Origin of the sequence: Streptomyces sp. NBC_00984, assembly GCF_045162475.1 — a bacterium.
Taxonomy (GTDB): Bacteria; Actinomycetota; Actinomycetes; order Streptomycetales; family Streptomycetaceae; genus Streptomyces.
Map to the genome: position 1 here is coordinate 514,412 of NZ_CP108735.1, position 20,722 is coordinate 535,133.

22 protein-coding genes and 4 pseudogenes are annotated in these 20,722 nt (G+C 68.4%); 11 read left to right on the forward strand and 15 right to left on the reverse strand.

What is annotated here, in order from left to right; all coding sequences use genetic code 11:
- The first annotated feature begins 18 nt into the window (after window positions 1-18).
- Window positions 19-510, forward strand: coding sequence for an FBP domain-containing protein (locus tag OG520_RS42325; protein WP_331748731.1), 492 nt, complete (start codon window positions 19-21; stop codon window positions 508-510).
- On the opposite strand, the gene OG520_RS42330 is transcribed toward OG520_RS42325, so the two are convergent.
- Window positions 488-892 (reverse strand): LysR substrate-binding domain-containing protein, encoded by a 405-nt coding sequence (locus OG520_RS42330; protein WP_406016752.1) that lies wholly within the window; start codon window positions 890-892, stop codon window positions 488-490. The genes OG520_RS42325 and OG520_RS42330 overlap by 23 nt on opposite strands.
- A 35-nt stretch (window positions 893-927) precedes the next feature.
- On the opposite strand from OG520_RS42330, the gene OG520_RS42335 reads away from it, so the two are divergent.
- Window positions 928-1,425, forward strand: coding sequence for an MFS transporter (locus OG520_RS42335; RefSeq protein WP_406016753.1), 498 nt, complete (start codon window positions 928-930; stop codon window positions 1,423-1,425).
- On the opposite strand, the gene OG520_RS42340 is transcribed toward OG520_RS42335, so the two are convergent.
- From OG520_RS42340 to OG520_RS42360, 5 genes are all read right to left on the reverse strand, one after another.
- On the reverse strand, window positions 1,379-1,939 hold the full coding sequence (locus tag OG520_RS42340) for a hypothetical protein (protein WP_331748741.1): 561 nt from the start codon (window positions 1,937-1,939) through the stop codon (window positions 1,379-1,381). The genes OG520_RS42335 and OG520_RS42340 overlap by 47 nt on opposite strands.
- 236 nt (window positions 1,940-2,175) lie before the next feature.
- A complete protein-coding gene (locus OG520_RS42345; RefSeq protein ID WP_331748744.1) occupies window positions 2,176-3,108 on the reverse strand; it encodes a CPBP family intramembrane glutamic endopeptidase in 933 nt (310 codons plus the stop codon).
- A gap of 111 nt (window positions 3,109-3,219) precedes the next feature.
- Window positions 3,220-3,810 (reverse strand): hypothetical protein, encoded by a 591-nt coding sequence (locus OG520_RS42350; protein ID WP_331748747.1) that lies wholly within the window; start codon window positions 3,808-3,810, stop codon window positions 3,220-3,222.
- Window positions 3,811-3,978: 168 nt separating this feature from the next.
- Window positions 3,979-4,977, reverse strand: a complete 999-nt coding sequence (gene gap / locus OG520_RS42355) for a type I glyceraldehyde-3-phosphate dehydrogenase (protein WP_331748749.1) — start codon at window positions 4,975-4,977, stop codon at window positions 3,979-3,981.
- 103 nt (window positions 4,978-5,080) lie between these two features.
- On the reverse strand, window positions 5,081-6,037 hold the full coding sequence (locus OG520_RS42360; RefSeq protein WP_331748751.1) for a helix-turn-helix domain-containing protein: 957 nt from the start codon (window positions 6,035-6,037) through the stop codon (window positions 5,081-5,083).
- 445 nt (window positions 6,038-6,482) lie between these two features.
- Between OG520_RS42360 and OG520_RS42365 the strand changes: the two genes are divergently transcribed.
- Window positions 6,483-7,007, forward strand: a complete 525-nt coding sequence (locus tag OG520_RS42365) for a DinB family protein (RefSeq protein ID WP_331748754.1) — start codon at window positions 6,483-6,485, stop codon at window positions 7,005-7,007.
- A gap of 1,032 nt (window positions 7,008-8,039) precedes the next feature.
- Here OG520_RS42365 and OG520_RS42370 read toward each other — a convergent pair.
- A complete protein-coding gene (locus OG520_RS42370) occupies window positions 8,040-8,501 on the reverse strand; it encodes a DUF5959 family protein (RefSeq protein WP_331748758.1) in 462 nt (153 codons plus the stop codon).
- A complete protein-coding gene (locus OG520_RS42375; RefSeq protein ID WP_331748761.1) occupies window positions 8,494-8,712 on the reverse strand; it encodes a hypothetical protein in 219 nt (72 codons plus the stop codon). The genes OG520_RS42370 and OG520_RS42375 overlap by 8 nt, the downstream gene beginning before the upstream one ends.
- A 225-nt stretch (window positions 8,713-8,937) precedes the next feature.
- Between OG520_RS42375 and OG520_RS42380 the strand changes: the two genes are divergently transcribed.
- The 3 genes and pseudogenes from OG520_RS42380 to OG520_RS42390 form a co-directional block, all read left to right on the forward strand.
- Complete coding sequence (locus OG520_RS42380) at window positions 8,938-9,354, forward strand: hypothetical protein (RefSeq protein WP_406016784.1); 417 nt, start codon at window positions 8,938-8,940, stop codon at window positions 9,352-9,354.
- A 207-nt stretch (window positions 9,355-9,561) separates the two neighbouring features.
- A complete protein-coding gene (locus tag OG520_RS42385; protein ID WP_331748770.1) occupies window positions 9,562-9,921 on the forward strand; it encodes a nuclear transport factor 2 family protein in 360 nt (119 codons plus the stop codon).
- Window positions 9,922-10,052: 131 nt separating this feature from the next.
- A pseudogene (locus OG520_RS42390) lies at window positions 10,053-11,338 on the forward strand (IS1182 family transposase); the annotation flags it as partial.
- Window positions 11,339-11,751: 413 nt separating this feature from the next.
- Here the strand turns inward: OG520_RS42390 and OG520_RS42395 are convergent.
- The 3 genes and pseudogenes from OG520_RS42395 to OG520_RS42405 all read right to left on the reverse strand — a co-directional run.
- Window positions 11,752-12,495 (reverse strand): VOC family protein, encoded by a 744-nt coding sequence (locus tag OG520_RS42395; RefSeq protein WP_331748773.1) that lies wholly within the window; start codon window positions 12,493-12,495, stop codon window positions 11,752-11,754.
- Between the two features lie 152 nt (window positions 12,496-12,647).
- Window positions 12,648-13,169: a hypothetical protein gene (locus tag OG520_RS42400; protein ID WP_331749636.1), complete on the reverse strand. Its 522-nt coding sequence runs from the start codon at window positions 13,167-13,169 to the stop codon at window positions 12,648-12,650.
- A 241-nt stretch (window positions 13,170-13,410) separates the two neighbouring features.
- Window positions 13,411-13,659 (reverse strand): annotated as a pseudogene (locus tag OG520_RS42405) (hypothetical protein); the annotation flags it as partial.
- Window positions 13,660-13,709: 50 nt separating this feature from the next.
- Between OG520_RS42405 and OG520_RS42410 the strand changes: the two are divergent.
- The 3 genes from OG520_RS42410 (at window position 13,710) to OG520_RS42420 (ending at window position 16,665) form a co-directional block, all read left to right on the forward strand.
- The gene (locus tag OG520_RS42410) at window positions 13,710-14,429 is read left to right on the forward strand and encodes a DJ-1/PfpI family protein (protein WP_331748776.1); all 720 of its coding nucleotides are present in this window, start codon (window positions 13,710-13,712) and stop codon (window positions 14,427-14,429) included.
- A 286-nt stretch (window positions 14,430-14,715) separates the two neighbouring features.
- On the forward strand, window positions 14,716-15,240 hold the full coding sequence (locus tag OG520_RS42415) for a hypothetical protein (RefSeq protein ID WP_331748779.1): 525 nt from the start codon (window positions 14,716-14,718) through the stop codon (window positions 15,238-15,240).
- A gap of 261 nt (window positions 15,241-15,501) precedes the next feature.
- Window positions 15,502-16,665, forward strand: coding sequence for a PP2C family protein-serine/threonine phosphatase (locus OG520_RS42420; protein WP_331748782.1), 1,164 nt, complete (start codon window positions 15,502-15,504; stop codon window positions 16,663-16,665).
- Window positions 16,666-16,836: 171 nt separating this feature from the next.
- Here OG520_RS42420 and OG520_RS42425 read toward each other — a convergent pair.
- The 3 genes and pseudogenes from OG520_RS42425 to OG520_RS42435 all read right to left on the reverse strand — a co-directional run.
- Window positions 16,837-16,995, reverse strand: a pseudogene (locus OG520_RS42425) (SDR family oxidoreductase); the annotation flags it as partial.
- 123 nt (window positions 16,996-17,118) lie between these two features.
- Window positions 17,119-17,763 carry a GNAT family N-acetyltransferase gene (locus OG520_RS42430; protein WP_331748785.1) on the reverse strand — a complete coding sequence of 215 codons (645 nt, stop codon included), beginning with the start codon at window positions 17,761-17,763 and terminating at the stop codon, window positions 17,119-17,121.
- Window positions 17,764-18,091: 328 nt separating this feature from the next.
- A complete protein-coding gene (locus OG520_RS42435; protein ID WP_399337186.1) occupies window positions 18,092-18,676 on the reverse strand; it encodes a helix-turn-helix domain-containing protein in 585 nt (194 codons plus the stop codon).
- 172 nt (window positions 18,677-18,848) lie between these two features.
- Between OG520_RS42435 and OG520_RS42440 the strand changes: the two genes are divergently transcribed.
- Together OG520_RS42440 and OG520_RS42445 are read left to right on the forward strand one after the other, a co-directional pair.
- On the forward strand, window positions 18,849-19,859 hold the full coding sequence (locus OG520_RS42440; RefSeq protein ID WP_331748792.1) for an NAD(P)/FAD-dependent oxidoreductase: 1,011 nt from the start codon (window positions 18,849-18,851) through the stop codon (window positions 19,857-19,859).
- A 97-nt stretch (window positions 19,860-19,956) separates the two neighbouring features.
- Window positions 19,957-20,298 carry a thioredoxin domain-containing protein gene (locus tag OG520_RS42445; RefSeq protein ID WP_331748794.1) on the forward strand — a complete coding sequence of 114 codons (342 nt, stop codon included), beginning with the start codon at window positions 19,957-19,959 and terminating at the stop codon, window positions 20,296-20,298.
- 206 nt (window positions 20,299-20,504) lie between these two features.
- Here OG520_RS42445 and OG520_RS42450 read toward each other — a convergent pair.
- A pseudogene (locus OG520_RS42450) lies at window positions 20,505-20,612 on the reverse strand (transposase); the annotation flags it as partial.
- Window positions 20,613-20,722 lie beyond the last annotated feature (110 nt).

Genomic DNA, 20,722 nt, shown 5'->3' on the forward strand with positions numbered 1-20,722 from the left:
CAAACTAGCCTGCGGTTTATGAGACCTCTGACCGAGCGGGAGATCCGCACCGCCTTCGTGAACTGCACCAAGGGCGAGGCCAAGCGCCTGTCCATCCCCCACGACCTGGCCGAGCGGCCCTGGGACGACCTGGACTTCCTCGGCTGGAGGGACCCCCAGGCCCCCCACCGGGCCTACCTCGCCACCGAGCTGGACAGCCGCCCGACAGCACTCGCCCTGCGCTGCCCCACCAACACCCCCTGGCAAACGCGGAGCAGCATGTGCTCGATGTGCTTGACCACCCACACCGGCGGTGTCTCACTCATGGTCGCCGCGAAAGCAGGCAAGGCAGGACAGCAGGGCAACTCGGTGGGCGCCTACATATGCAGCGACCTCGCCTGCCCGCTGTACGTGCGAGGCAGGAAGGACGCGGGCATCGGTGCCCGGCTCCACGAGTCGCTCACCTTGGAGGAGAAGATCCTGCGGACCGTTACGAACCTCACGGCGTTCATCGCCAAGGTGACCGCATGACGCAACCGGCCACGCACATCACGCTGTGAGTACTCAAGAGTCGACGCGGGCGCCTCAGTGTCCGAGGGGCGCCGACAGCTGTTCCCGTCTGCGCCGGTTCCACGGACCGGACCCGGCATTGCCACCGAACCGCGTCACGCCTCGCCATTCCGTGATCGTCGGGAACGAGTACGCCCATCGGCATGCTTTCCAGACGTGTGACGACCAAGCCGCGCGGCGGGAGGCCGCTGACAGAGAGGATGGCGAAGTCGAGTTCGCCGAGCTGCAGAGCATGCGCGAGGTCACGGGACCCGCCGGGGCGCGTACTCAGCCGGACGACGATCCGCGGGTGATCACGCCGACGTCGCCCACCCCGCTGTACGTGCTCCACGCCGAGCGGCACGCGTTGCCGCCGCTGACGATCACCTACATCGCGCCGTGTACGCGGTGGGCGTCATCGCCGGCCTGATCGCGTTCGGACACGTCTCCGACTGGGTGAGGCGCAAGCGGGTCCTGCTCGCGGGGGTCGTCGTCGAAGTGATCGCCTGCCTGTTCTTCGTCGAGTCGACCGGACTTCCGATGCTGATCGTCGGACGCCTGGTCTCGGGCATCGGGATCGGCGCGGTGACCGCGACCTCGATGGCCTACCTGCACGAACTCCATGACAAGGCAAGGCCGGCAGCCGGCCGCGGGCGCTTCGACACGGTGTCCGGCATCGCCAACCTGGGCGGCCTGGGGGCCGGTGCGTTGATCGCCGGAGCGCTCGCCCAATGGGCTCGGCGTCCGCTCCTGACCCGGCGCCGAGCCATCCCGGATGTCCGCGGGAACCTGATGGTGGACCCCGGTTTCACCTTGTGGGGGACGGCTGTGTCCCGGGCGAGCGGGGCCGCTACCCGGGGAAGGGGGCGACCGTCTGTCCGCCGGTCAGCGTGTTGAGCCGTGCGGCCGCGTCGTCGTCGAGGAAGAAGAGCGTCATGGCCTGGCCGTTGTGCTGGACATGGAAGCGCCGGTCCCCGTGTTCCAGCTCGTCGATGAGATAGCTCACGACCATCAAGTCGGCCCAGTCGTCCCTGACTTCGATGGGCCAGTTGACCCGCCGGCCGTCGGCTGTGTATTCGATCCACGCCTCCTCCGCGCCGAGGTCGACGTGGTCCCGCAGGCCGGACAGGGCGTCCGGCAGGCCGGCGATCCGGCACAGCTGCCGGGCGATCGCCACGTACGAACCCCGGCCGCGGACGCACTCGGTGTCGAAGTGCCATGCCCGGTCACAGAACCACCGCTCCCACGGCTCGTCCTCGACCGCGCAGCCCAGCGCGAACAGCGCCAGGTCGAACGGCTTGCGCTCATATGCCTCCCGCGGCCACGAGTACAGCAACTCGTCCACGGTCCGGCCGGCCGCGAGCGGCAGCCCCAGTTCCGCCAGCCTGTCCAGCTGATCTTCAAGACGCATGACTCGGATCGTAACCACTACCTCGGACAACGCCCCCGGACGCTATGAGGCTGGCTCCGCACCCGGGGTGCCGCGGCGCCAGGCTTCGGCACGCTCATGCCGGCCCCTGCTGGACTTTGATCACCGCGGGGTGCTTCACCGCCTGGTTCATCCTCGCGCTGGTCGAGCTTTCAGCCCGCACCGCCTTGACCAGGCCTTGGTGGCTCGGTCCGTGGTCGGCCCCGGCGAACACGCACTCACCGTTTGCGGATCGATGCGGGGTGAGGGACGGTTCGGGCCGTGTAGAAGGATGGCTGGAGTCGGCCGGTCAGCGTCAGGAAGGCGACGAACGCGCCTGTGACGATCCAGCCGGGCCATCCGGCCATGCTCATGTGCAGGGGATCCAGTGCTGCCTTGGAATCGGCGAACTCCTTGACCATACCGACACTCACCGAACTCACGAACGCATGGCCGATGACGGCGGGTACGACCGAGCCGGAGCGCAGACGCAGCCATGTGAAGACGGGCAGGATGAGGAGGCAACTCACCAGCATGGCGGGCACCGACACATACCAGGGCCGACCTGGGTACTGGCCGCCCATCAGCAGTGTGGGCAGGTGCCACAGGGCGAAGGCCGCGCCGGTGATTGCGTACGCCCGTATCAGGCTCCGGCGGTCACCGTCCTGTGCGAGGCGCGGGAAAAGGTAGCCCTGCCAGCCCAGTTCCTCGCCGAAGAACAGCGGAAGCGACACCAGCATGTTCAGCACCGCTGCGGCCGCCCACGCGCCGAGCCCGTTCCAGTGCACTCCACCGAACGGGTAGCGGCCGGCGAAGGTGCCGACGACAAGAGCAGCCGTGGTGAGGCCGGCGGGGACGACGAAAGCCATCAGGCACGCCCGTGCAGCACGCCCCCAGGGCTTCGTCCAGCGCAGGGCGAGCGTGTCTCGCACCCGGCCGCTGCGCTCGACATAGCGGACGACGAGGATTGCGGCGAGGGCAGGCGCCAACATCGCGGCCGCGATACACACTTGCTCCAGCGCACCAGTCTCCTCGCGTGCGTCGCCGCGCTGGTAACCGCTGGCCAGGAGTGGTGACATGGCCGCCCACATGCCGAGGTAAGCGACTCCGAGGAAGATGAACAGACCACGTCGCCGGTTGACGAGGGGTAAGTGCCTGGTTGAGAGCGTCATGACGTCGAACCTACGGATCAGCGCAGCAGCGAGGAATCCAGCTGGAGCGCGTATCGACAGTGGAGCCAGCTCCACTTCCTGCATGGGGATCTCCCCACCCATCGAAGACAGTCAGCGGTTGACTTCGAGGTTCGTCAGGACCAGCAGAGGGCGCAGGAGGGTGGGTGACACGAGCGGGTTTGGCGCGGAGTTCGGCTTCCCGCGCAGCGGTTCCAGCTTGCCCCGCACGCTGACATCCACCCCCAGCATCTCGCCGACCTGCCGGGCCATGACCGGTCCGGCGGCCTTCCGCACGGCGGCGAGGATGCGCTGGTAGTCCGACGGGGGCGTGCTTTCCTCCACGTCCGGCGCGCGGTGCGGGATCAGCCTGACCGCCCGACCACCCGCCTGGCCGGGTACCGGCGCGGCCGAAGCGCGCTCGTCGGCCGGCTGCTCGCTCACCCGCTCAAGGACGCGTTCGGCGACGGCGAGTTCGTCCCGCTCGGCCCTTACTTCCGTCAGCTCCTTGGCCAGTCGCACTTCGAGTTGGCGGAGGCTCAGTGCGAGCCGGGCCCCGGCCGTCGCCCTCTGTCCTTCAGACGGACGGGTCGCTGCGTGGGTGACAACGACGCGCTGGCCGTCCAGGGCGCCGCCGACGAACTCGACGTACTCGCGGCCGGGCTGCTCGGCGGGGTCGGGGCCGTCGTGGTCCGATCCGTACACCCGTCGCTGCGGTAGTCCCAGTCATGCGATCAGGCCGGCACCGGCCGCCCGGCGACGTCATCCCTTTGTGACTGAGCACCCCAGCCGGACCGGCTGGTCAACTGGAGCGCTCACAGCAGGTGCTGGGCGGCGCGGTCGCCGGACGTGAGGTACCGCCCCGGCGTTTGGTCAGTGGTTGGCGAGGAGCTCGAGCGTATCGATCACGCGGTTCGAGAAGCCCCACTCGTTGTCGTACCAGGCGACCACCTTGACGTGGCGCCCGTCGACGCGGGTAAGGGCCGAGTCGAAGATCGACGAAGCGGGATTGCCCGTGATGTCGGACGACACGAGCGGGTCGTCCGAGTACTCGAGTACGCCGGCGAGCGGCCCCTCCGCTGCGACGCGGTAGGCAGCCAGCACCTCGTCGCGCGTCACGTCGCGGGCGACGGTTGTGTTGAGTTCGACGATCGAGCCCACCGGGACCGGCACGCGGATCGAGTCACCCGACAGCTTGCCGTCGAGGTTCGGCAGTACGAGGCCGATCGCCTTGGCGGCGCCCGTGGTGGTCGGCACGATATTGACAGCGGCGGCACGGGCCCGGCGGGCGTCACGGTGCGGACCGTCGTGCAGGTTCTGCTCCTGCGTGTAGGCGTGCACCGTCGTCATGAAGCCGTGCTCGATGCCGGCAAGGTCGTCGAGCACCTTGGCCAGCGGTGCCAGCGCGTTGGTCGTGCACGAGGCGTTCGAGACGATGGTGTGCACGTCCGGGTCGTACGCATCCGTGTTGACCCCGAACGCGAGCGTGACGTCGGCGCCGTCCGACGGAGCACTGACGAGCACCTTCTTCGCGCCCGCGTCGAGGTGGCCGCGGGCGGCCTTGGCCGACGTGAAGCGGCCGGTCGCTTCGAGCACGATGTCCACGCCGAGCCCGGCCCACGGCAGCTGCGCCGGTTCGCGCTCGGCGAGCACCGTGATGCGGCGGCCCGCTACAACGAGGGCGTCCCCGTCGACGGTCACCGGGCGACCGAGCCGGCCGGCCGTCGTGTCGTAGGCGAGCAGCCGCGCGAGGGAGACGGGCTCCGTGAGGTCGTTGACGGCGACGACCTCGAGGTCGCTGTCGCGCTCGAGCAGCGCGCGGAACACGTTGCGTCCGATGCGGCCGAATCCGTTGATGGCGATGCGAGTCATGAATGGTGTCCCTTCGGTTCACCATCAATTTCGCGTGCTGCATCCGCCCGCGACAGCGGCATGATCGCCACGGTTCAAAAGGATCTCGCCACGTGGCAGCGGGCTACTCACCCTGGGTGAAGGTGCGCCGGTACTCGCTCGGCGTCGTGCCGAGGATCCGCTGAAAGTGCAACCGCAGATTGGCACCGGTGCCGAGACCGACGTCGGTGGCGATCTGCTCGACGCTCCGCTCCGAAGATTCGAGCAGCTCACGGGCCAGGTCGACGCGGGCGCGCATGACCCACTGCATCGGCGTGTATCCCGTGTCATCGACAAAGCGACGCGAGAACGTGCGCGGCGACACCGCCGCATGCCGGGCGAGCGCCTCGAGGGTGAGGGGCTCGCCGAGCCGGTGAAGCGCCCACTCGCGCGTGGCGGCGAACCGCTCACCGAGTGGCTCGGGCACGCTGCGTGGTACGTACTGTGCCTGACCGCCGCTGCGGTAGGGGGCCGCGACAAGACGCCGGGCCGCATGGTTCGACGCGGCCACTCCGAGGTCGCCGCGCAGGATGTGGAGGCACAGGTCGATGCCCGAGGCGGCGCCGGCCGACGTCAGCACGCTGCCCTCGTCGACGAACAGAACGTTCTCGTCGACCTGAACGAGCGGATGCCGTGCCACCAGTGCCCGTGTGTAGTGCCAGTGCGTCGTGGCGCGCTTGCCGTCGAGCAGGCCCGTGGCGGCGAGCGCGAAGGCGCCCGTCGAGATGGCGGCGAGCCGCGCGCCCCGGGCATGGGCGGCGATCAGTGCGTCGAGGACGGCCCGCGGGGGGTCGTCGCGGTCCGGGAACCGGTAACCGGGGACGAAGACGATGTCGGCCCACGCAAGTGCGTCAAGGCCGTGGGCGACGCCGTACGACAGACCATCGCCGCCGGTCACAAGACCGGGTGCCGCCCCGCACACCCGCACCTCGTACGGCATGCTCGCGCGGGTCGCGAAAACCTGCGCGGGAATTCCGACATCGAGCGGCTTCGCACCTTCGAGCACAAGTACGGCGACGCGATACAGGCGGGAGGCTGGCACGTGAGAGAGGCTACGTGGGGTGCGCCTTCGATACGCCCACTGCGTGGACCAGGCGGATGACACCGGCCGGACCGTCTTCCCCGTCGCGGTCCACCCGCCGTCCGTGGGAGCACGGCGTTGCTGCACTGCGACGGGTTTTCGCTGTACGAAGCGACGGCGGGGTTCCTCGACCGTGAGGCGGCGGTGATCGCGCCGGCGGAGCCGTCGGGCGTCGAGCCGAAGCCGAAGCGTGCACGTTGCCTCCGCTCGTAGAACTCCGCGAGCGCGGTCCGCAACAGGGTGAGGCGCCGACGCCGCAGCGCCTCCTCCGACAGCCCGAGGACCGGCGGGGGTCGCGGATCTCCAGCACGTCGATCTCGAATCCGCGTTCCCCGACGCGCGGCCGCGTGTTCATCGCCGGCGAAGACGGTCGCAGGGTCAGGACTGCTTCTGGCAGGGTGCGGTCATGAATACGACCCCGGATGGACGTCCGATCCCGCCTGCGTATGCTGACGAACGAGTCATGTTGGAGGCGTGGCTCGACTTTCACCGTGCGACTCTCGCCCTCAAATGCTCGGGCCTCGAAGATGATCAATTGCGACTGACCTCGGCACCGTCGTCGATGACGTTGCTGGGCCTCGTCCAGCACCTGGCCGAGGTGGAGCGCAACTGGTTCCGGCGTGTGTTTGCACGCCAGGACCTGCCCCCGGTTTTTGGGGAGAGCAATGGCGACGGTTTTGCCCTTGATCCGGACCGAGGCCTCGAAGAGGCGATGACTGCCTGGCAGACGGAGATTGCTCGGAGCCGCGAGCTTATCGCCGCCGCGTCGCTGGACGATGCCGGGCATCTGTCCGAGCAGGAGGCCGGCCATGTAGGAGATCAGGGAGTCTCCCTGCGCTGGATCATGGTTCACATGATCGAGGAGTACGCGCGTCACAACGGCCATGCCGATCTGATCCGAGAGCGCATCGACGGAGTCGCCGGGGTGTGAGACGCAGTGGCGAGGTGGGAGCGACCGCGCGGTCGGCCGTCTCCCGGCTCGGCAGGTTCAGCAGGTGTGGAACCACACACCAGTGACGGGGCAGGGGACGACGCCGCCAGGGTCGTCCCCCTGCCGCGATTCCGGGACGGCAGAGCCAGTGAGGTAGAGAGGCTTCCGGTCTCTGGCCCTTGGGACAAGAACATGAGACGAACGACCGCTTGATCGTTCGCTCATTGCAGTGCTGATCCCGCTTTCGATCCATGCAGCGGTGTTCTTCGCCTTGATCGTGGCGGCGTCTCAGCTGATCGAGACCGGGGGCTTCGCGCCCCGTTCTTGCTGCTCGGGGGTGGGGGGATGTCGTGTGTGCTTGGCGAGGTCCCGATGAGTCTTCGTCACGTGAACGGGCAGATCTGCGACGCCCGACCTCGGAGGGCTACAGGCGTCGACGTCTTCGAGCCTTCGGTGCCGTGGCGTACGTTCCCCCGGCGCCACGGCCAGAAGCAGTACTCGGGCACGTACTGGTCCTCCGCGATGCGTGACCGTGTTGTCTCCAAGTCACGGTTTGGGCTGACGTGCCTGCTCCACGCCGACTTCGACCAGGACGTGACGGCGGTCTTCGCCCGGCTCGGCTGGGCGCGCGAGGTTGCTGTCTCCCGCGGTTGGGACTTCGAAGTCTGGTGCGAGCCGCCGGAAGCGGAGTTGGCGAAACCTGCGCTTCCTCGCCGGCTGCCGCCACGACTGGCTCTTCGACAAGGACCTGCTCGCAGAGATTTGGGAGGCAGACCTGTACGGGCCCCGCTCGGCGAGGCGTTCCGCCTCCGTGCGGCCTGCTGTACTGGCAGGAGGGCACCCTGCGCCCGTGATCTCCCCAAGGCCAGGGCCCGGCCCGTCATCTGTACGGTTGCACTCGACGATCAGCGGGATTCCGCGCGTCCGCATCACCCCGGAGGCGCCGTAATGGACCTGCGTCCCTATGCAGGAGGAGGCGGTCACGGCGGTGGCGGCGGGCCTGCGCGATGGCGGGATCCGCCGCCTGGCCGTTCACTGCCAGTAGTTCCTTGCCCGCGGCGATGTGACCGCCTCGTTCGGCCAGGTCCTCCGCACCTGCTCGTACTGCTTACGCAGGTCATCGACCCAGCCGTGGCCCACGTCCAACCAGACTCGGACCGAAGAGATTGACTCGGTTTCGTCCTTCACCGTGACGATGGGCACGGGCACCGAAAACTGGCGGTCGATCTCAATGTGAATCTCGGTATTGCACAGCCAGCGGATGCCCCGGCCGGCTGCAAGCTCGTCCAGGGCCGAGTACCAGTCGTCCAGATCCTCGGGTGACAGACACACCTCAACGCGCCCGTTGGCGAAGCCACTTGTGACGATGACCTCGGCGTCGAGATAGTCGTTGTACGGAGTCGCCCCCGGCCTGTGTCGACCCAGCACCCGCAGCCGGACGCTGCTGTCCGCGCCGACCATACGGATCAAGTCCACCCCGTCGTCCTCAACCACGAGCCCTCCCGAAACCCAAGACGATCATTTTCATCATGCAGGACTCGTGGACCGACGCTTCCGCCTCGCGCAGGACGACGTCGGCGAGCGCGTTGTCCTCGGAAACGAGGCGGTACACGACCCGGCGCAGCGTGACACCGCCCTCGTAGCTCTCCACGCTCTCCCGGGCCCGGCCCATGACGACCGGCCACCGGATCGGCTCACTCGCCATACCGATACTCGTACCCCTTTGCGTCGTTGTGCGCTCCCAGCAGCGGTCAGGGGATGGTCCGGGCTCGGGCTGGATCCGTCACCGGGGACGGGCGCGGCCGCTGGGGGGACTGCTGGCCCCTCTGCGCCTACCGCTAGAGTGCGATGCTTGTTCGATTCGCCGTGAGGCGGAGGGGGAGGGGCTGTGAGCGCACAACTGAGAGACACTGCCGTTGAGTTGGCGGAGATCTTGTGGCGGGAACACACCGTGTACCGGGAGCGGTCCGGCGGCGTGGTCATCCGGGGTGAGCATGTACGGCGGTGGATCAGCCTCGCTCCGGCGGGCGGCCGGGACGAGATCCTCGTACGCGCGGGGCGCATCCTGGACGGCGGCACCACCGCTCCGGCGCGTTCGGAGGCCGTGGTGCCCCTCTCCGCCACTACGGACGTGCTCGCCGCGACCTGCCGTCGCCTGCTCGCCGACGCGGCGGCCGACGCGGCGCTGGTCGTGCCGCGGGCAGCGTCCGGGCGGTCCAACCGCTCCAGGAAGGCCGCGCGGCCCAAAGGCAGTGGGAAGCACACCAGTTTCGGTTCATGGGTGATCCTCACCTGCGTCGCCGGTGTGATCGCCCTGTATGTCTACAGCACCGCGATGTACGGCTAGGAGCGTGGGTCATAAGCGGTACTCATGGGTTTCGTGATCGCTCGTGCGGGATGACCTCGGTGTACGTGGTGAGGACGGCCTGTTCGAGTCCGAGTCGGTCGAGACGAAGTTCTTCGCTGTCTTCGTCGGGGCCGGCATCTCGCGCAGGTTCGCCACGGTTCTTCTCATAAGCTGATCCACGCCCATGTCCTGGATAGGAAGCGTGAGATGACAGACGACGTAAGAGCCATCGCACAGCGCGTGTATGAGGCATTCAACGCCCGTGACCTCACCGCGGCAAAGACGATCTTCTCCGCCGACTTCGTGAGCCACCCGTTGGGCACCGTTGGCGTCGACAGCGTTGTGAAGGCGTGGAACGGGCTCCACACCATGTTCCCGGACATCCAGGTCATCGTCGAGGACATGCTCGTGGATGCAGACAGAGCCGCAGTCCGTACGAGCCTGCACGGCATCCCGGCGGGAGTTGAGGAACAGGCTCTCCCTTCGATGATGGAGATCTTCCGGGTACAGGACGGCCACATCGCCGAGCTGTGGGGCCTGTCCTCACTCAACCGCCCCGGGCGCTGAACTCAGCATTCAGCCTCCACCCTCGGTTCACGCGTTGAGCCGAGAACCGGGGCTTTCGCTGTTCGGCGGACAACAGGGCGGCCATGGGTGATCAGATGCGGGATGATCTCGGCATGCGTAGTGGGGAGGGTCTGTTCGAGGTCGAGCCGGTCGAGCCGAAGCAGCCGCAGGGCCGTCCGGCGGCGGTGGGCAAGCGTTTCAGGGCGTTCGACCCCCACCAGGTCCTGCTGCTGCCCCCGTCGCTGGACGACTGGCTGCCCCAGGACCATCTCGCCCGGTTCGTCGCCGACCTGGTGGACGAGGTGCTGGAGCTCGGACCGGTCCTGGCGGACTACACCGAGAAGCGCGGCTACCCGCCCTGCGACCCGCGGCTGATGCTGCGTCTGCTGATCTACGGCTACACCACCGGGGTGTGCTCCTCACGGGCGATCGAGCGCAAGTGCGCCGACGACATCGCGTTCCGATACCTGGCCGCCGACCAGGCCCCGGACTTCCGCTCGATCTCGCGGTTTCGCCGCCGCCACCTGAACGCCCTCGCCGACCTGTTCACCCAGTCCCTGCACCTCGCGCAGAAGCTCGGCATGGTCAAGATGGGCCGCGTCGTTTGGACGGCACCAAGCTCGAAGCAGGCGCCTCCAAGCACAAGGCGATGAGCTACGGCCGCCTGATCGACAAGGAAGAGCGGATCGAGGCCGAGATCGCCGCGCTGGAGGCCGGGCCACAGCCTTCCTGGCCGATGCCGATGCCGATGCCGATGCCGATGCCGATGCCGGATGCCACCGACGCCGCCGAGGACCAGAGGTTCGGCGCCGACGGCAAGGACACCGACCTGCCCGCCGAGCTGGACCGGCGCGAGAAGCGCCCGGCCAAGCTGCAGGCCACCCGCGCGCAGATCGAGGCCGAAGCCGCCGACAAGGCCCGCCGCCACGCGGAGGACAAGGAACGCCGCCGCCAGGAGCGCGCCGACACCACCGACGAGCAGGCCCTCATCGACGCCGGGCGTAAGGCCGCTGCGAAGGTCCGTCCCAAGCCCAAGCCCAAGGCGCAGGCCAACTTCACCGACCCCGACTCGCGGATCATGAAGAACAGCGACGGCGCCTACATCCAGGCCTGCAACGCCCAGGCCGTCGTGGACGCCGAACACCAGGTCATCACCGCCGCCGACGTGACCTGCAACGCCTCCGACGCGCTGAACTACACCACGATGCTCGACCAGTCCGCGGCGAACACCGGCGTCCACCCCAAGCAGGCACTGGTCGACGCCGGCTACTGCTCCGAGGCCAACCTTGAGGCCGCGAAGGAACGTCAACTGGCCTGCGGTACCGACACGTTCTCATCGTCCCTCGGCGACGAGGTGGATCTTGGTGGTGAATCCTCCGCGGCTCCGCCGGGAACGGGCGCTCCCGCAGGGAAGCTGAAGCTCTGGCTTTCGCCGCATGCGATGTCTCGGGCGACGGCGTACCCCAGTTGCTTGTTGCTGCTGTCCAGAGCGGACGCGGTGGTCTGCCGGCAATTCGCCGGGTCGACCGACTTCCAGGTGCAGCCGGGCCGTCGAGGTCTCAACGTAGATCGGTGCGCGGACACCGCGCTCGTGATGGTGGCGGTCACGTGGGCGCCGGGCGGATGCCTTCGCTCAACCCGGCGTGAACGCCTCATCGAGGAGTGGCGAGTTGAGCGTTGTGGATGGCGAGGGAGCTGATCTCGCCCCCGACACGCAAGCTCTTGCCGCCACCGCCCGAATCGACCGGGACGCCGCAGCCCAGCCCACTCGGGGTCGTGGCGCATGAGCAGACAGGGCTCACGTGCCGGGGTGTCGTTGAAGGCTCCGCGTCAGCGGGGCGCGAGGACGCAGAACTCGTGGCCCTCCGGGTCGGCCAGGCACCTCCACGGGATGTCGCCCTGGCCGAGGTCGAGGTCGGTGGCGCCGAGGGCCTGCAGCCGCGTCACCTCCGCCTCTTGATCGTCACCGGGGTACGGCAGCAGGTCAATATGAACGCGGTCCGGCACGGTCTTCACGTCGGGCGTGCGGAGGAACTCGAGATACGGGCCGACACCCTTGGCGGAGCGCAATACTGCGTGATCGTCAGTCACCTTGTGCAGGGTCCAGTCCACCGCCTCGCCCCAGAACCGGGCCATGGCCCGAGGATCCGCACAGTCGACCACCACCGCGGCGATCGGCCCGGTGTCCCGGTAGATCTCCCGAGGTTCCAGCACGCAGAACTCGTTGCCCTCCGGGTCGGCGAGGACCGTCCACGGCACTTCGCCCTGGCCCACGTGGGCGGGCGTCGCACCGAGAGCCCGGAGGCGCGCGACCAACTCCGCCTGATGGGCCACAGAGGTGGTGGCGAGATCGAGGTGCACACGGTTCTTTGTTGGTGTCTTGGGTTCCGGGACGGTAACGACATCGACGCAGACGGCGACCGGGTCCGGCCAAACGAATCCGCCGACGGGTTCAACGTTGGTCACGCCGGGACCCTCGCTCGAAACACCCCAGCCGAGCGCCTCCGCCCAGAACCGGCCGACCGCCGAGTCATCAAGAGCCTTTATGTTCACGTTGACCGGTCGCAGTGCCATGCCGACGATCCTATGCACCCGCTCTGCAACGACATCCGCACCGTCGCCAAGCAGAGATCAACTCGCTCACCAGCCGCAATGCTCAGCTCGCCAACCAGAGTGCTCAGCCCCGCAGGTCACTACCTCGCTTCGGACGCCGCCAGCCAGCTACATCACCGGCAACAACCTTGTCGTCTCCACAAACAGCGGTGAAGGGCGCAGGTCTGCACGGTGTGGTCGGGGGGTCTGGAGTTGGCCAGGAGGAACTGGCGAAGCGGCCCGAAGTGCGCCTCTGTCATGTCGTGTGCGGAAGCCGCCTCGGCGAGCACCGCGCCGGACGGGGACGAGCCCCCGTGGCCCATGGCCGCATGCGACATGTGCGTATGCGACATGGCCGCGTGCGACATGTGCGCGTGTGCCGCATGCGCGTTGTCCATCGGCATCGGAGTGCGGACAGGCGGCGCGGACACGGCGACGGCCGCCGCCTGGGACCAGGAGAACACCGCGTGGAGCGCGCTCTGCACGACCACGGACATCGCCGTGACAGCCAACAGTCCGCGTTCGCGTCCTGCGAGTGTCCAGGCAACCGCCACGGTGACGGCGAAGGCGAGTAACAGTGTCCAGGCGGGCACGCCCTGCCCCGACATCAGAATGTGGCCGGTGGCCGCGAGCAGTACACAGACGGCCGCGAACATCGCGGCCCGCACTCCTCGCGAACATCGGCCTGGTGTCATGGCGCGCCCATCCTTGCACCCCTCCTGGAGGCATGAGGGCGGGTACAGCCGTCATGAGGCCGCCCCTCGGCCTGCCGGGACATAAGTACGCGACTGGGGCGTGTTCCACAAGAGTGCCCCGGGAACTTCCGGCAGGGGCGAGGCGACTCCTCGAAGGCGACGACGTTCGGCCGGACGGGGACTGCGGGAGGGAGTACGAAGTGAGGACCGCAGGCAGCAGCGTCGTCTTCCCGGACCCGTTGGTCCCGGTCAGTGCGCTTCGCCCACCGGCGGCGATCTCCAGATCCACACCCACCACGGCTTCGTTGCGGCCGTGCCGACAGGCGACTCCGCGCATGTGTATGTCCAGTCCACCCATCCCGTGCTTCTCGCCGCTTCCGTGTGGGCGCGGTGAAGGAGTCGGACGGAAGAGACGTCGAGTTCCCGCGCCATGGCGGGAACCGGAGGGCACCGCGGTCCGACAACCTCTCCGTCGCCCCTTCTCCGGAACAGGAGCCCCACATGAACCGCAGGCAGATACTCCGCGCCGCCACCGCCCTCAGCGCCACGGGCGCACTCGCCGGCACGGCCACCACCCCCGCGTCCGCTGCCGAGGAGGCCGGAACGACCGGGCCGCTGCGCGTCCATGCAGTGATGTACGACGGTGTCGAGGAACTGGACTTCGCCGCCCCGTACGAGGTCTTCTCGGCCGCCGGGTTCTTCACCCCGCGCCCGGTCGAGGTCCGCTACGTGTCGGCCACCGGAGCCCGCACGGTGACCGCTGCCTATGGCACGGTGATCCGGGGCATACACCACTGGGCCCCGGACACGGCGGACATCCTCGTCGTCCCCGGCGGCGGTTACGCACGTCGCGACAGCCCCGGCGTCTGGGCCGAGATCGACCGCGGCACCTTGCCCCGAGCCCTCGCTGCCGCCACCCGCCCCGGCCTCACCATCAGCGCCCTGTGCACCGGCGTCATGCTCCTCTCCGCCGCCGGCCTCACCCACGGCCGCCCCTGCACCACCCACAACAAGGCCAAGCCCGACCTGGAGCGGCAGGGCGGTCTCCTCAAGAACGCCCGCGTCGTCGACGACGGCGACCTCGTCACCGCCGGCGGCATCACCTCCGGCCTCGAACTCGCCCTCTGGCTCAGCCGCCGCGAACTCGGCGCCGACGCCGCGACCGACCTGGAGACCATGCTGGAGTACGAGGCCCGCGGCACCGTCTGGACAGCAGGGTAGGAGGACGCGAAGCCGGCCGATACGGAGAGACTCGGCCCGACCGGACATCTGAACGCTCAGAGAACGAGCTCGTCCTGCACAGGTGGAGCCCGGGTTACCGCAGGTCGTCGGGCCTGCGAGCTTCAGGCACCAGGGCTGAGTCGCGTCGGCCGGGGGCTGTGGTGTGGGCCGGGGCTGCCGTGCGGGTGAGGCCCCCGTGTGGCACCTGCCGAGCAGGGTGGCCGAACGGAATAGTTGTCCACGAACGCAAGATCGGATTCAGGGTGCAGACCTGGAAGGATGCGTCGTGGACAATTCTTTGCTGGCCCAGATCGAAGCAGCCGTCGGCAGGGGGAAGGTTGTCGTCGCGGCGGACGACGACGCGGTCGTGGCCCTGGTGCAGGAGACCATCAAGAGCGGCAGAACTGCTTCCTTCTACCTGTCGCGTGAGCAGGCCCGCACTCTCCGGGACCTGCACTGGACGCCCGAGCTGGTCAAGGCCTCCCGGCTCGAACCGGTGTCGGCCGAGGAGAGGGCGCGGATCGAGTCCGAGCTGGGGATCGCGGACATCGGCGCCTTCCGATTCGGCCGCTTCACGTGCAAGCAGGGCCACGAGTTCGGCGCGTTCGATTTCCTGCAGCACGGGATCCGGGAACACGGGCCGGACGCGGTGAAGGCGATCTTCGAGCTGAAGAACGCGGCCTTCCTCCGCGTCAACCCGTACTTCGCCGTCAACTGCGCCACCTGCGATCAGCTGATGGAGGGGGGCATCACGTACGAGGGCGACACCTACGCCGGGTGCTCCTACCCGGACCCGCCGGTCTGCGTGTAGCCGGCTCCGGCCTCCGTAGCCCGGTCGGTCTCGCGGGCAGCCCGGCGGACATGCGCGCCGTCCTCGGCGAGGACGACCGCCGGAGTGACGTCCCCGACTGGAGTCGACCGCCTCCGCGGCCCCGGGGAAGCGGTCCGGAGCCCCGGGAGGAGTTCTCCGCTCAAGGCGAGAAGACCCGACTCGTGCTCGTCGGCTGGCCGGGGATGCGTAATCGATGGAGCATGAGGGCATATGGGTGTGCGACGTTCGTGGGATCACCTCATGGAGCCCCCATCAGGCCGTGGTCTGGTGGCGATCCCGTTCGTGCTGATCGTGACGATCACCGTGCTGGATGTCTACACCGGTAGCGATGTCCAGCTGGGCCCACTGCTGGTCATCGCGCCCGCTCTGACCGCCTCCCTCGCCGGGACACGGCTCACCGCCCTCGCCGGGGTCCTGGCAGTGGCGGCCCAAGTGTTCATCGTTGTCTTCCTCGGCACAGTGACCACGCCCAACCGCATGGCGCAGATCATCGGGCTGACCGTGCTCTCCGCCTTGGTGGTCTTCATGCGGTTTGTGCGGGAGCGGCGCGACCGGGCGCTGAGCCTGGCACGCTCCGTGGCGGAGACGGCTCAGCGGGTTCTGCTTCGGCCTCCGCCACGCCGGATCGGGCCGTTGCAGGTGGCATGGCTGTATATGTCCGCGCAGGACGAGGCCGAGATCGGGGGTGATCTGTTTGCGTTCGCCCGCGCCGCGCATGCCGCGACCCGGGTGGTCATCGGCGATGTCCGGGGCAACGGGCTGGCCGCCATCGGTGAGGCCTCGCTGGTGCTGGGGGCATTCCGTGAGGGCGCTCACCGGTATGCGACCCTCCCCGAGCTGGTAACTGCCCTCGAAGAGAGCGTCTCCCGGAACCTGGAGGACGTGGCGGACACCGAGCACGACCCCGGCGAGCACTTCATCACCTGCCTCGTCCTGGAGATCCCCGACGACGCCCCACCTGCTGCCGCCGAGATGATCAACTGTGGGCATCCCCCGCCTCTGCTGGTGCACGATCAGCGGGTCACGGTCCTGCATGCCCGACAGCCGCTGCCTCCGCTGGGCGTGAGCGAACGACCGATCGAGGACGACGGCATCGACCCGTTCACCTTCACATGCGGTGACATGCTCGTCCTCTACACCGACGGAGTCATCGAAGCCCGCTCGCCGTCCGGAGCGTTCTACCCGCTCGCCGAACGAGTCGCCTCCTTCCCCACCACCAGCCCCGATACTCTGCTGCACCACATCCACCGCGATCTGCTCGCGCACATCGGCGGCCACCCCGCCGACGACGTCGCCCTCCTGATCATCGAATGCGCCCCGTCCCACCGGCCGCACCTCACACCCCATCCCCTTGGTCACTACCGGCACCACCTCAATGGATCGACCCCGCCCCCAGGCCGCTGAACCAAAGATCCGGGCGACCCCGGCGGGTGGTGTCAGGCCCATTCCACACCGAGCTCTGCGACCTGCGCCCGCTCGCGCAGAACGGGGCGACCGGCAGTTCCGGGAGGGCGGCGCGCTCGCCCGAAGCAGTCGGCGGGCCGGCCGTTGCGGCCCCCGCGCATCCCGCCCCGATCAGCGGGTCCCGTGTGCGCCCCCGTTCACGTGCAGCACCTGGCCCGTGATGTGGCGGGCCCCGGGGGAGGCCAGGAAGGCGACTGTGGTCGCGATGTCCGTGGGGGTACCGGCGCGGCCCGTCGCCGTGGCGGAGACGAGGGCGGTGCGGCGGGTGTCCCACCCTGCACCCCAGGCCGGGCGCTCGCGCCAACGCCCGTCACCACGATGTCCTGGCCCCCGACCGCAAGGAACGTGCCCGCATCCGCAGTGAGAAGGGCATCTACTGGGGCGGGCGCCTTCTCAAGGCCGTTGTTTGATCCGGCCTGATCCGAACGAAGGACCCTGGTGGGGGTCCTTGCGCATGCACCACGTGCGAGGGCCGTTGTCGGGGAGCGAGATCTCGGCTGTGACCTCGAAGCCGAGGCGCTCGTAGAATTTCACGTTCCGCTCGCTGGAGGTCTCCAGGAACGCAGGGTACCCGGCGTCTGCAGCCGCCTCGATGCCGGGGACGAGCACCGCACTGCCAAGGCCCTGCCCCTGGGCTTCAGGGGCGACTCCGACCGTGTTGAGGAACCACGCCGGCTCTTGCGGCCGGTACGGTGCGACGGCCTGCTCCGCAGACTCATACGCAGCTGCCCGGTCACCGGCGAGGTCGCCGAGCAACGGGCCAACCTCGGCAAAAGCGGGCGAAGGGTCCTGGTCAGGAGCGGCCCAGACAGCGACAGCGCGGCCCTCGTCCGCAACCCACACTCGCCCGTACACCATCCCGACACGGGTCAAGCAGAGCTCTTGGAAGCGCCGGATCCGGTCCTCGTGGTCGTCAGCGGCGACCACGTGCCGGGTGTAGGGGTAGTCGGCGAAGGCCCGGGTCAGGGTCTCGACGGCGGCGGGGATGTCGATGTCGGTGATGGGGCGTACGACGGGGGCGTTCTGATTGTGCGGCATGCTGGTTGAACGGCTTTGCCAGGAGGCGAGTTCCCGGGAGTGTCTGCACGCGGCGGCTTCGGGAGAACAGAGTCGACTGGTTTGGCTGATGTCCGGTGCTGTGGTCGGAGAGCTCTGCCGGCGTGGTGTGTGCGGAGAGCTGGGCGGCGACCAGGAGGTCGTCCAGCTGAAAGGCCGGCCGGTCCGGACTGCGCAGGAGCATGGCGCTCGGACAACGCGGCGCCCGCGCAGCGGTGTTGCCGGATTCGTATGGTGACCGTTCGGAACGCCGCGGTTGTCGCCCAGCAGCTCTGAGCATGCCGTATGCCCGTGCGGCGGGACGCGGCGTTCAGCGGGAGCGAGGTTTGGCGCGGACATGTACGCGCTCGCCCTGGCCACCGAAGAGATTGAGGACCTCCACGGCCGAGTCACCGGCAGACCCGAACCAGTGGGGCAGGCGGGTGTCGAACTCGGCGGCCTGGCCCGGTTCCAGGACCAAGTCTTGTTCGCCCAGGACGAGCCGTACACGTCCGGACAGGACGTACAGCCACTCGTACCCCTCATGTGTGCACGGCTCGGGCAGGTTCTGGGCGGCAGGGATGACCGACTTCCATGCCTGCAAGGGACCCGGTCGGTTGGTCAGCGGAATCAGGGTCCGGCCGTTGCGCACGCGTGGTCTGCTGTGGATACGGGGGTCGCCGACCTCGGGTGCCCCGACCAGCTCGTCCAGTGGCAGTTGGTGGGCTTGCGCGATCGGCAGCAGCATTTCGAGGCTCGCGCGGCGCTGGCCGGATTCCAGCCTCGAAAGTGTGCTCGTGGAGATCCCCGTGGCCTCGGCCAGTGCGGACAGGGTCACGCCGCGCTGCGTACGGATGTGTCGGAGCCGCGCGCCGACCTGCGCCAGTGTGGCGGCAACGGGGGATTGCTCGTCCATGAACCCCATCCAACCCAAGCCGTTCCGGAAATGGCAAGGGAAGTTGCTAAAAGAGCAAAGTGAACATTGTGGAGGGCAGGTCAGGGTAGGCCAGGGCGATACTTGCGGAAATGGCAAGTTCATTTGCCGATGTCTCGATTGGGGATGCACGCTCGGGGCGGAGGTGATCGCCATGAGCGATACAACAAACAATCCGCAGAACTCGCCTGCTGACGATGGCGTGTATGACGTGGTGGTTGTGGGCGCGGGCGCGGCAGGCTTGAGCGCCGCCCTGGTCCTGGCCCGGTCCCGTCGCCGGGTTGCGGTGGTGGATGGGGGAGAGGCGCGAAACGCTCCTGCCGCGCATATGCACGGCTTCCTGTCCCGGGACGGGATGCCTGTGGCCGACCTGCTGGCAGTGGGGCGGGCCGAGGTCACCGGCTACGGGGTGGACCTGTTCGAGAGCCGTGTGGATGAGATCGACCCCGGCTTCTTCGTCCGGCTGGACGGCGGCGCGGTACTCAGGGCCCGCCGGGTGGTGGTGGCCACCGGACTGCGGGACGAGCTCCCCGCGATCCCGGGCGTACGCGAGCGGTGGGGCAAGGATCTGCTGTTCTGCCCCTACTGCCACGCGTATGAAGTACGCGACCAGCCCATCGGAGTGCTGGGCACCCACGCGGGCGCGGTGCAGCACGCGCTGCTGTTGCGACAGTGGTCGCACGACATTGTTTTCTTTGCGCACACCCTGGACCTCGGCACGGAGGAGCGCGAACAACTGTCCGCCCGCGGAATCACTGTCGCCGACGGCGCCATCAAGCGCCTGGTGACGGAGGGCGACCAACTGCGCGGCGTCGAGCTGGCCGAGGGCCATGTCTACCCCCGCTGTGCGGTCTTCCTCTTCCCGCACATGGTGCCCCACGACGCGCTGCTCACCGGCCTGGGGTGCGAGCGGGACCAGAACGGCTGGGTAACCACCGACACTGCGGGACGGACCAGTGCGTTCGGGGTATGGGCGGTCGGCAACGTATCCGACGCGAAGGCGCTCGTGATCACCGCAGCAGGGCAGGGCGCCGCGGCCGCGTTCGCACTCAACCATGACCTCGTCGCGGAAGACATCGAGCGTGCCGTGGAGAACAGCAGACCCACGTCCCGGACACCCCAGCACTTCCCGCAGTCGGCCCCGCAGGCCGCCTTGTCCGACTGACCCCGGCCGTTTCGCCAGCCGTCTTCCGGCACCTGCCGTCCGGGCCCGCCGGGAGCCACGCGCTTACAACGAACACACCAAGAAGGAGAGTCTCACCATGGCAGCAAAGTCCACCGGACCCGTGGACAGTGTCACCGAGCAGACATTTCCCGCCCGCGTACTGAAGGCAGAGCGGCCCGTCCTGATCCAGTTCTGGGCTGCGTGGTGCGGGCCGTGCATGAGGGTCACTCCCATCGTCGAGGCGCTGGCCGCCGAGCACGCGGGCGTCCTGGACGTCGTCAAGATCAACGTGGATGAGGAGCCCGGACTGGCGGACCGGCATGGAATCTCTTCGATCCCCGCGTTCGTGGTCTACGCCGACGGCACCCCTGCAAAGGCATGGACGGGCGCTGTCCCGAAGCCCCTCCTGGAACGCAACCTCAGCCCCTTCCTCCGCTGAGCTCCGGCGGGCACCACGCACTCGACGCGGCAGAGCCGGGCCGAATCGGGGTGCCCGCCGCTCGTGCTTCTGGAACTGGAGGACCCATGAACTCACATCACCATCAGGACATCACCATCAGGACACCGGGTGGGACTCCTTGGGCGCGTACCGCGAACACGAAGCGACGCGGCTTTCTCGGGCTGCCGTGTAGACGGGCTTGAGGACATGCGCATCGCGTCGATGAAGATCACCGGGTGGACGGCGTCGAGGGGCCGGTTCTGCCATTCGGCCATGCCGTCCATGACCTTGCTGGTGATCGTGGCGATCGTCTGGCTCCGGTGTCGGCCTCGATGAGCAGTTCGCGCCCTGCACGGGGCAGCCGAGCACGGGGACCATCCAGGTTGGCGAGTGCGCTGGACATCCAGGGGCCCGAGCGGAGGAC

What these genes read in the sequence shown, in the direction of transcription:
- OG520_RS42445 (WP_331748794.1), top strand. Translation starts at nt 19,957, where the DNA reads ATGGCAGCAAAGTCCACCGGACCCGTGGACAGTGTCACCGAGCAGACA.
- OG520_RS42385 (WP_331748770.1), top strand. Translation starts at nt 9,562, where the DNA reads ATGACAGACGACGTAAGAGCCATCGCACAGCGCGTGTATGAGGCATTC.
- OG520_RS42430 (WP_331748785.1), bottom strand. Translation starts at nt 17,763, where the DNA reads ATGCCGCACAATCAGAACGCCCCCGTCGTACGCCCCATCACCGACATC.
- gap (WP_331748749.1), bottom strand. Translation starts at nt 4,977, where the DNA reads ATGACTCGCATCGCCATCAACGGATTCGGCCGCATCGGACGCAACGTG.
- OG520_RS42440 (WP_331748792.1), top strand. Translation starts at nt 18,849, where the DNA reads ATGAGCGATACAACAAACAATCCGCAGAACTCGCCTGCTGACGATGGC.
- OG520_RS42410 (WP_331748776.1), top strand. Translation starts at nt 13,710, where the DNA reads ATGAACCGCAGGCAGATACTCCGCGCCGCCACCGCCCTCAGCGCCACG.
- OG520_RS42375 (WP_331748761.1), bottom strand. Translation starts at nt 8,712, where the DNA reads ATGGCGAGTGAGCCGATCCGGTGGCCGGTCGTCATGGGCCGGGCCCGG.
- OG520_RS42400 (WP_331749636.1), bottom strand. Translation starts at nt 13,169, where the DNA reads ATGTTCGCGGCCGTCTGTGTACTGCTCGCGGCCACCGGCCACATTCTG.
- OG520_RS42345 (WP_331748744.1), bottom strand. Translation starts at nt 3,108, where the DNA reads ATGACGCTCTCAACCAGGCACTTACCCCTCGTCAACCGGCGACGTGGT.
- OG520_RS42340 (WP_331748741.1), bottom strand. Translation starts at nt 1,939, where the DNA reads ATGCGTCTTGAAGATCAGCTGGACAGGCTGGCGGAACTGGGGCTGCCG.
- OG520_RS42395 (WP_331748773.1), bottom strand. Translation starts at nt 12,495, where the DNA reads ATGGCACTGCGACCGGTCAACGTGAACATAAAGGCTCTTGATGACTCG.
- OG520_RS42365 (WP_331748754.1), top strand. Translation starts at nt 6,483, where the DNA reads ATGAATACGACCCCGGATGGACGTCCGATCCCGCCTGCGTATGCTGAC.
- OG520_RS42435 (WP_399337186.1), bottom strand. Translation starts at nt 18,676, where the DNA reads ATGGACGAGCAATCCCCCGTTGCCGCCACACTGGCGCAGGTCGGCGCG.
- OG520_RS42325 (WP_331748731.1), top strand. Translation starts at nt 19, where the DNA reads ATGAGACCTCTGACCGAGCGGGAGATCCGCACCGCCTTCGTGAACTGC.
- OG520_RS42420 (WP_331748782.1), top strand. Translation starts at nt 15,502, where the DNA reads ATGGAGCCCCCATCAGGCCGTGGTCTGGTGGCGATCCCGTTCGTGCTG.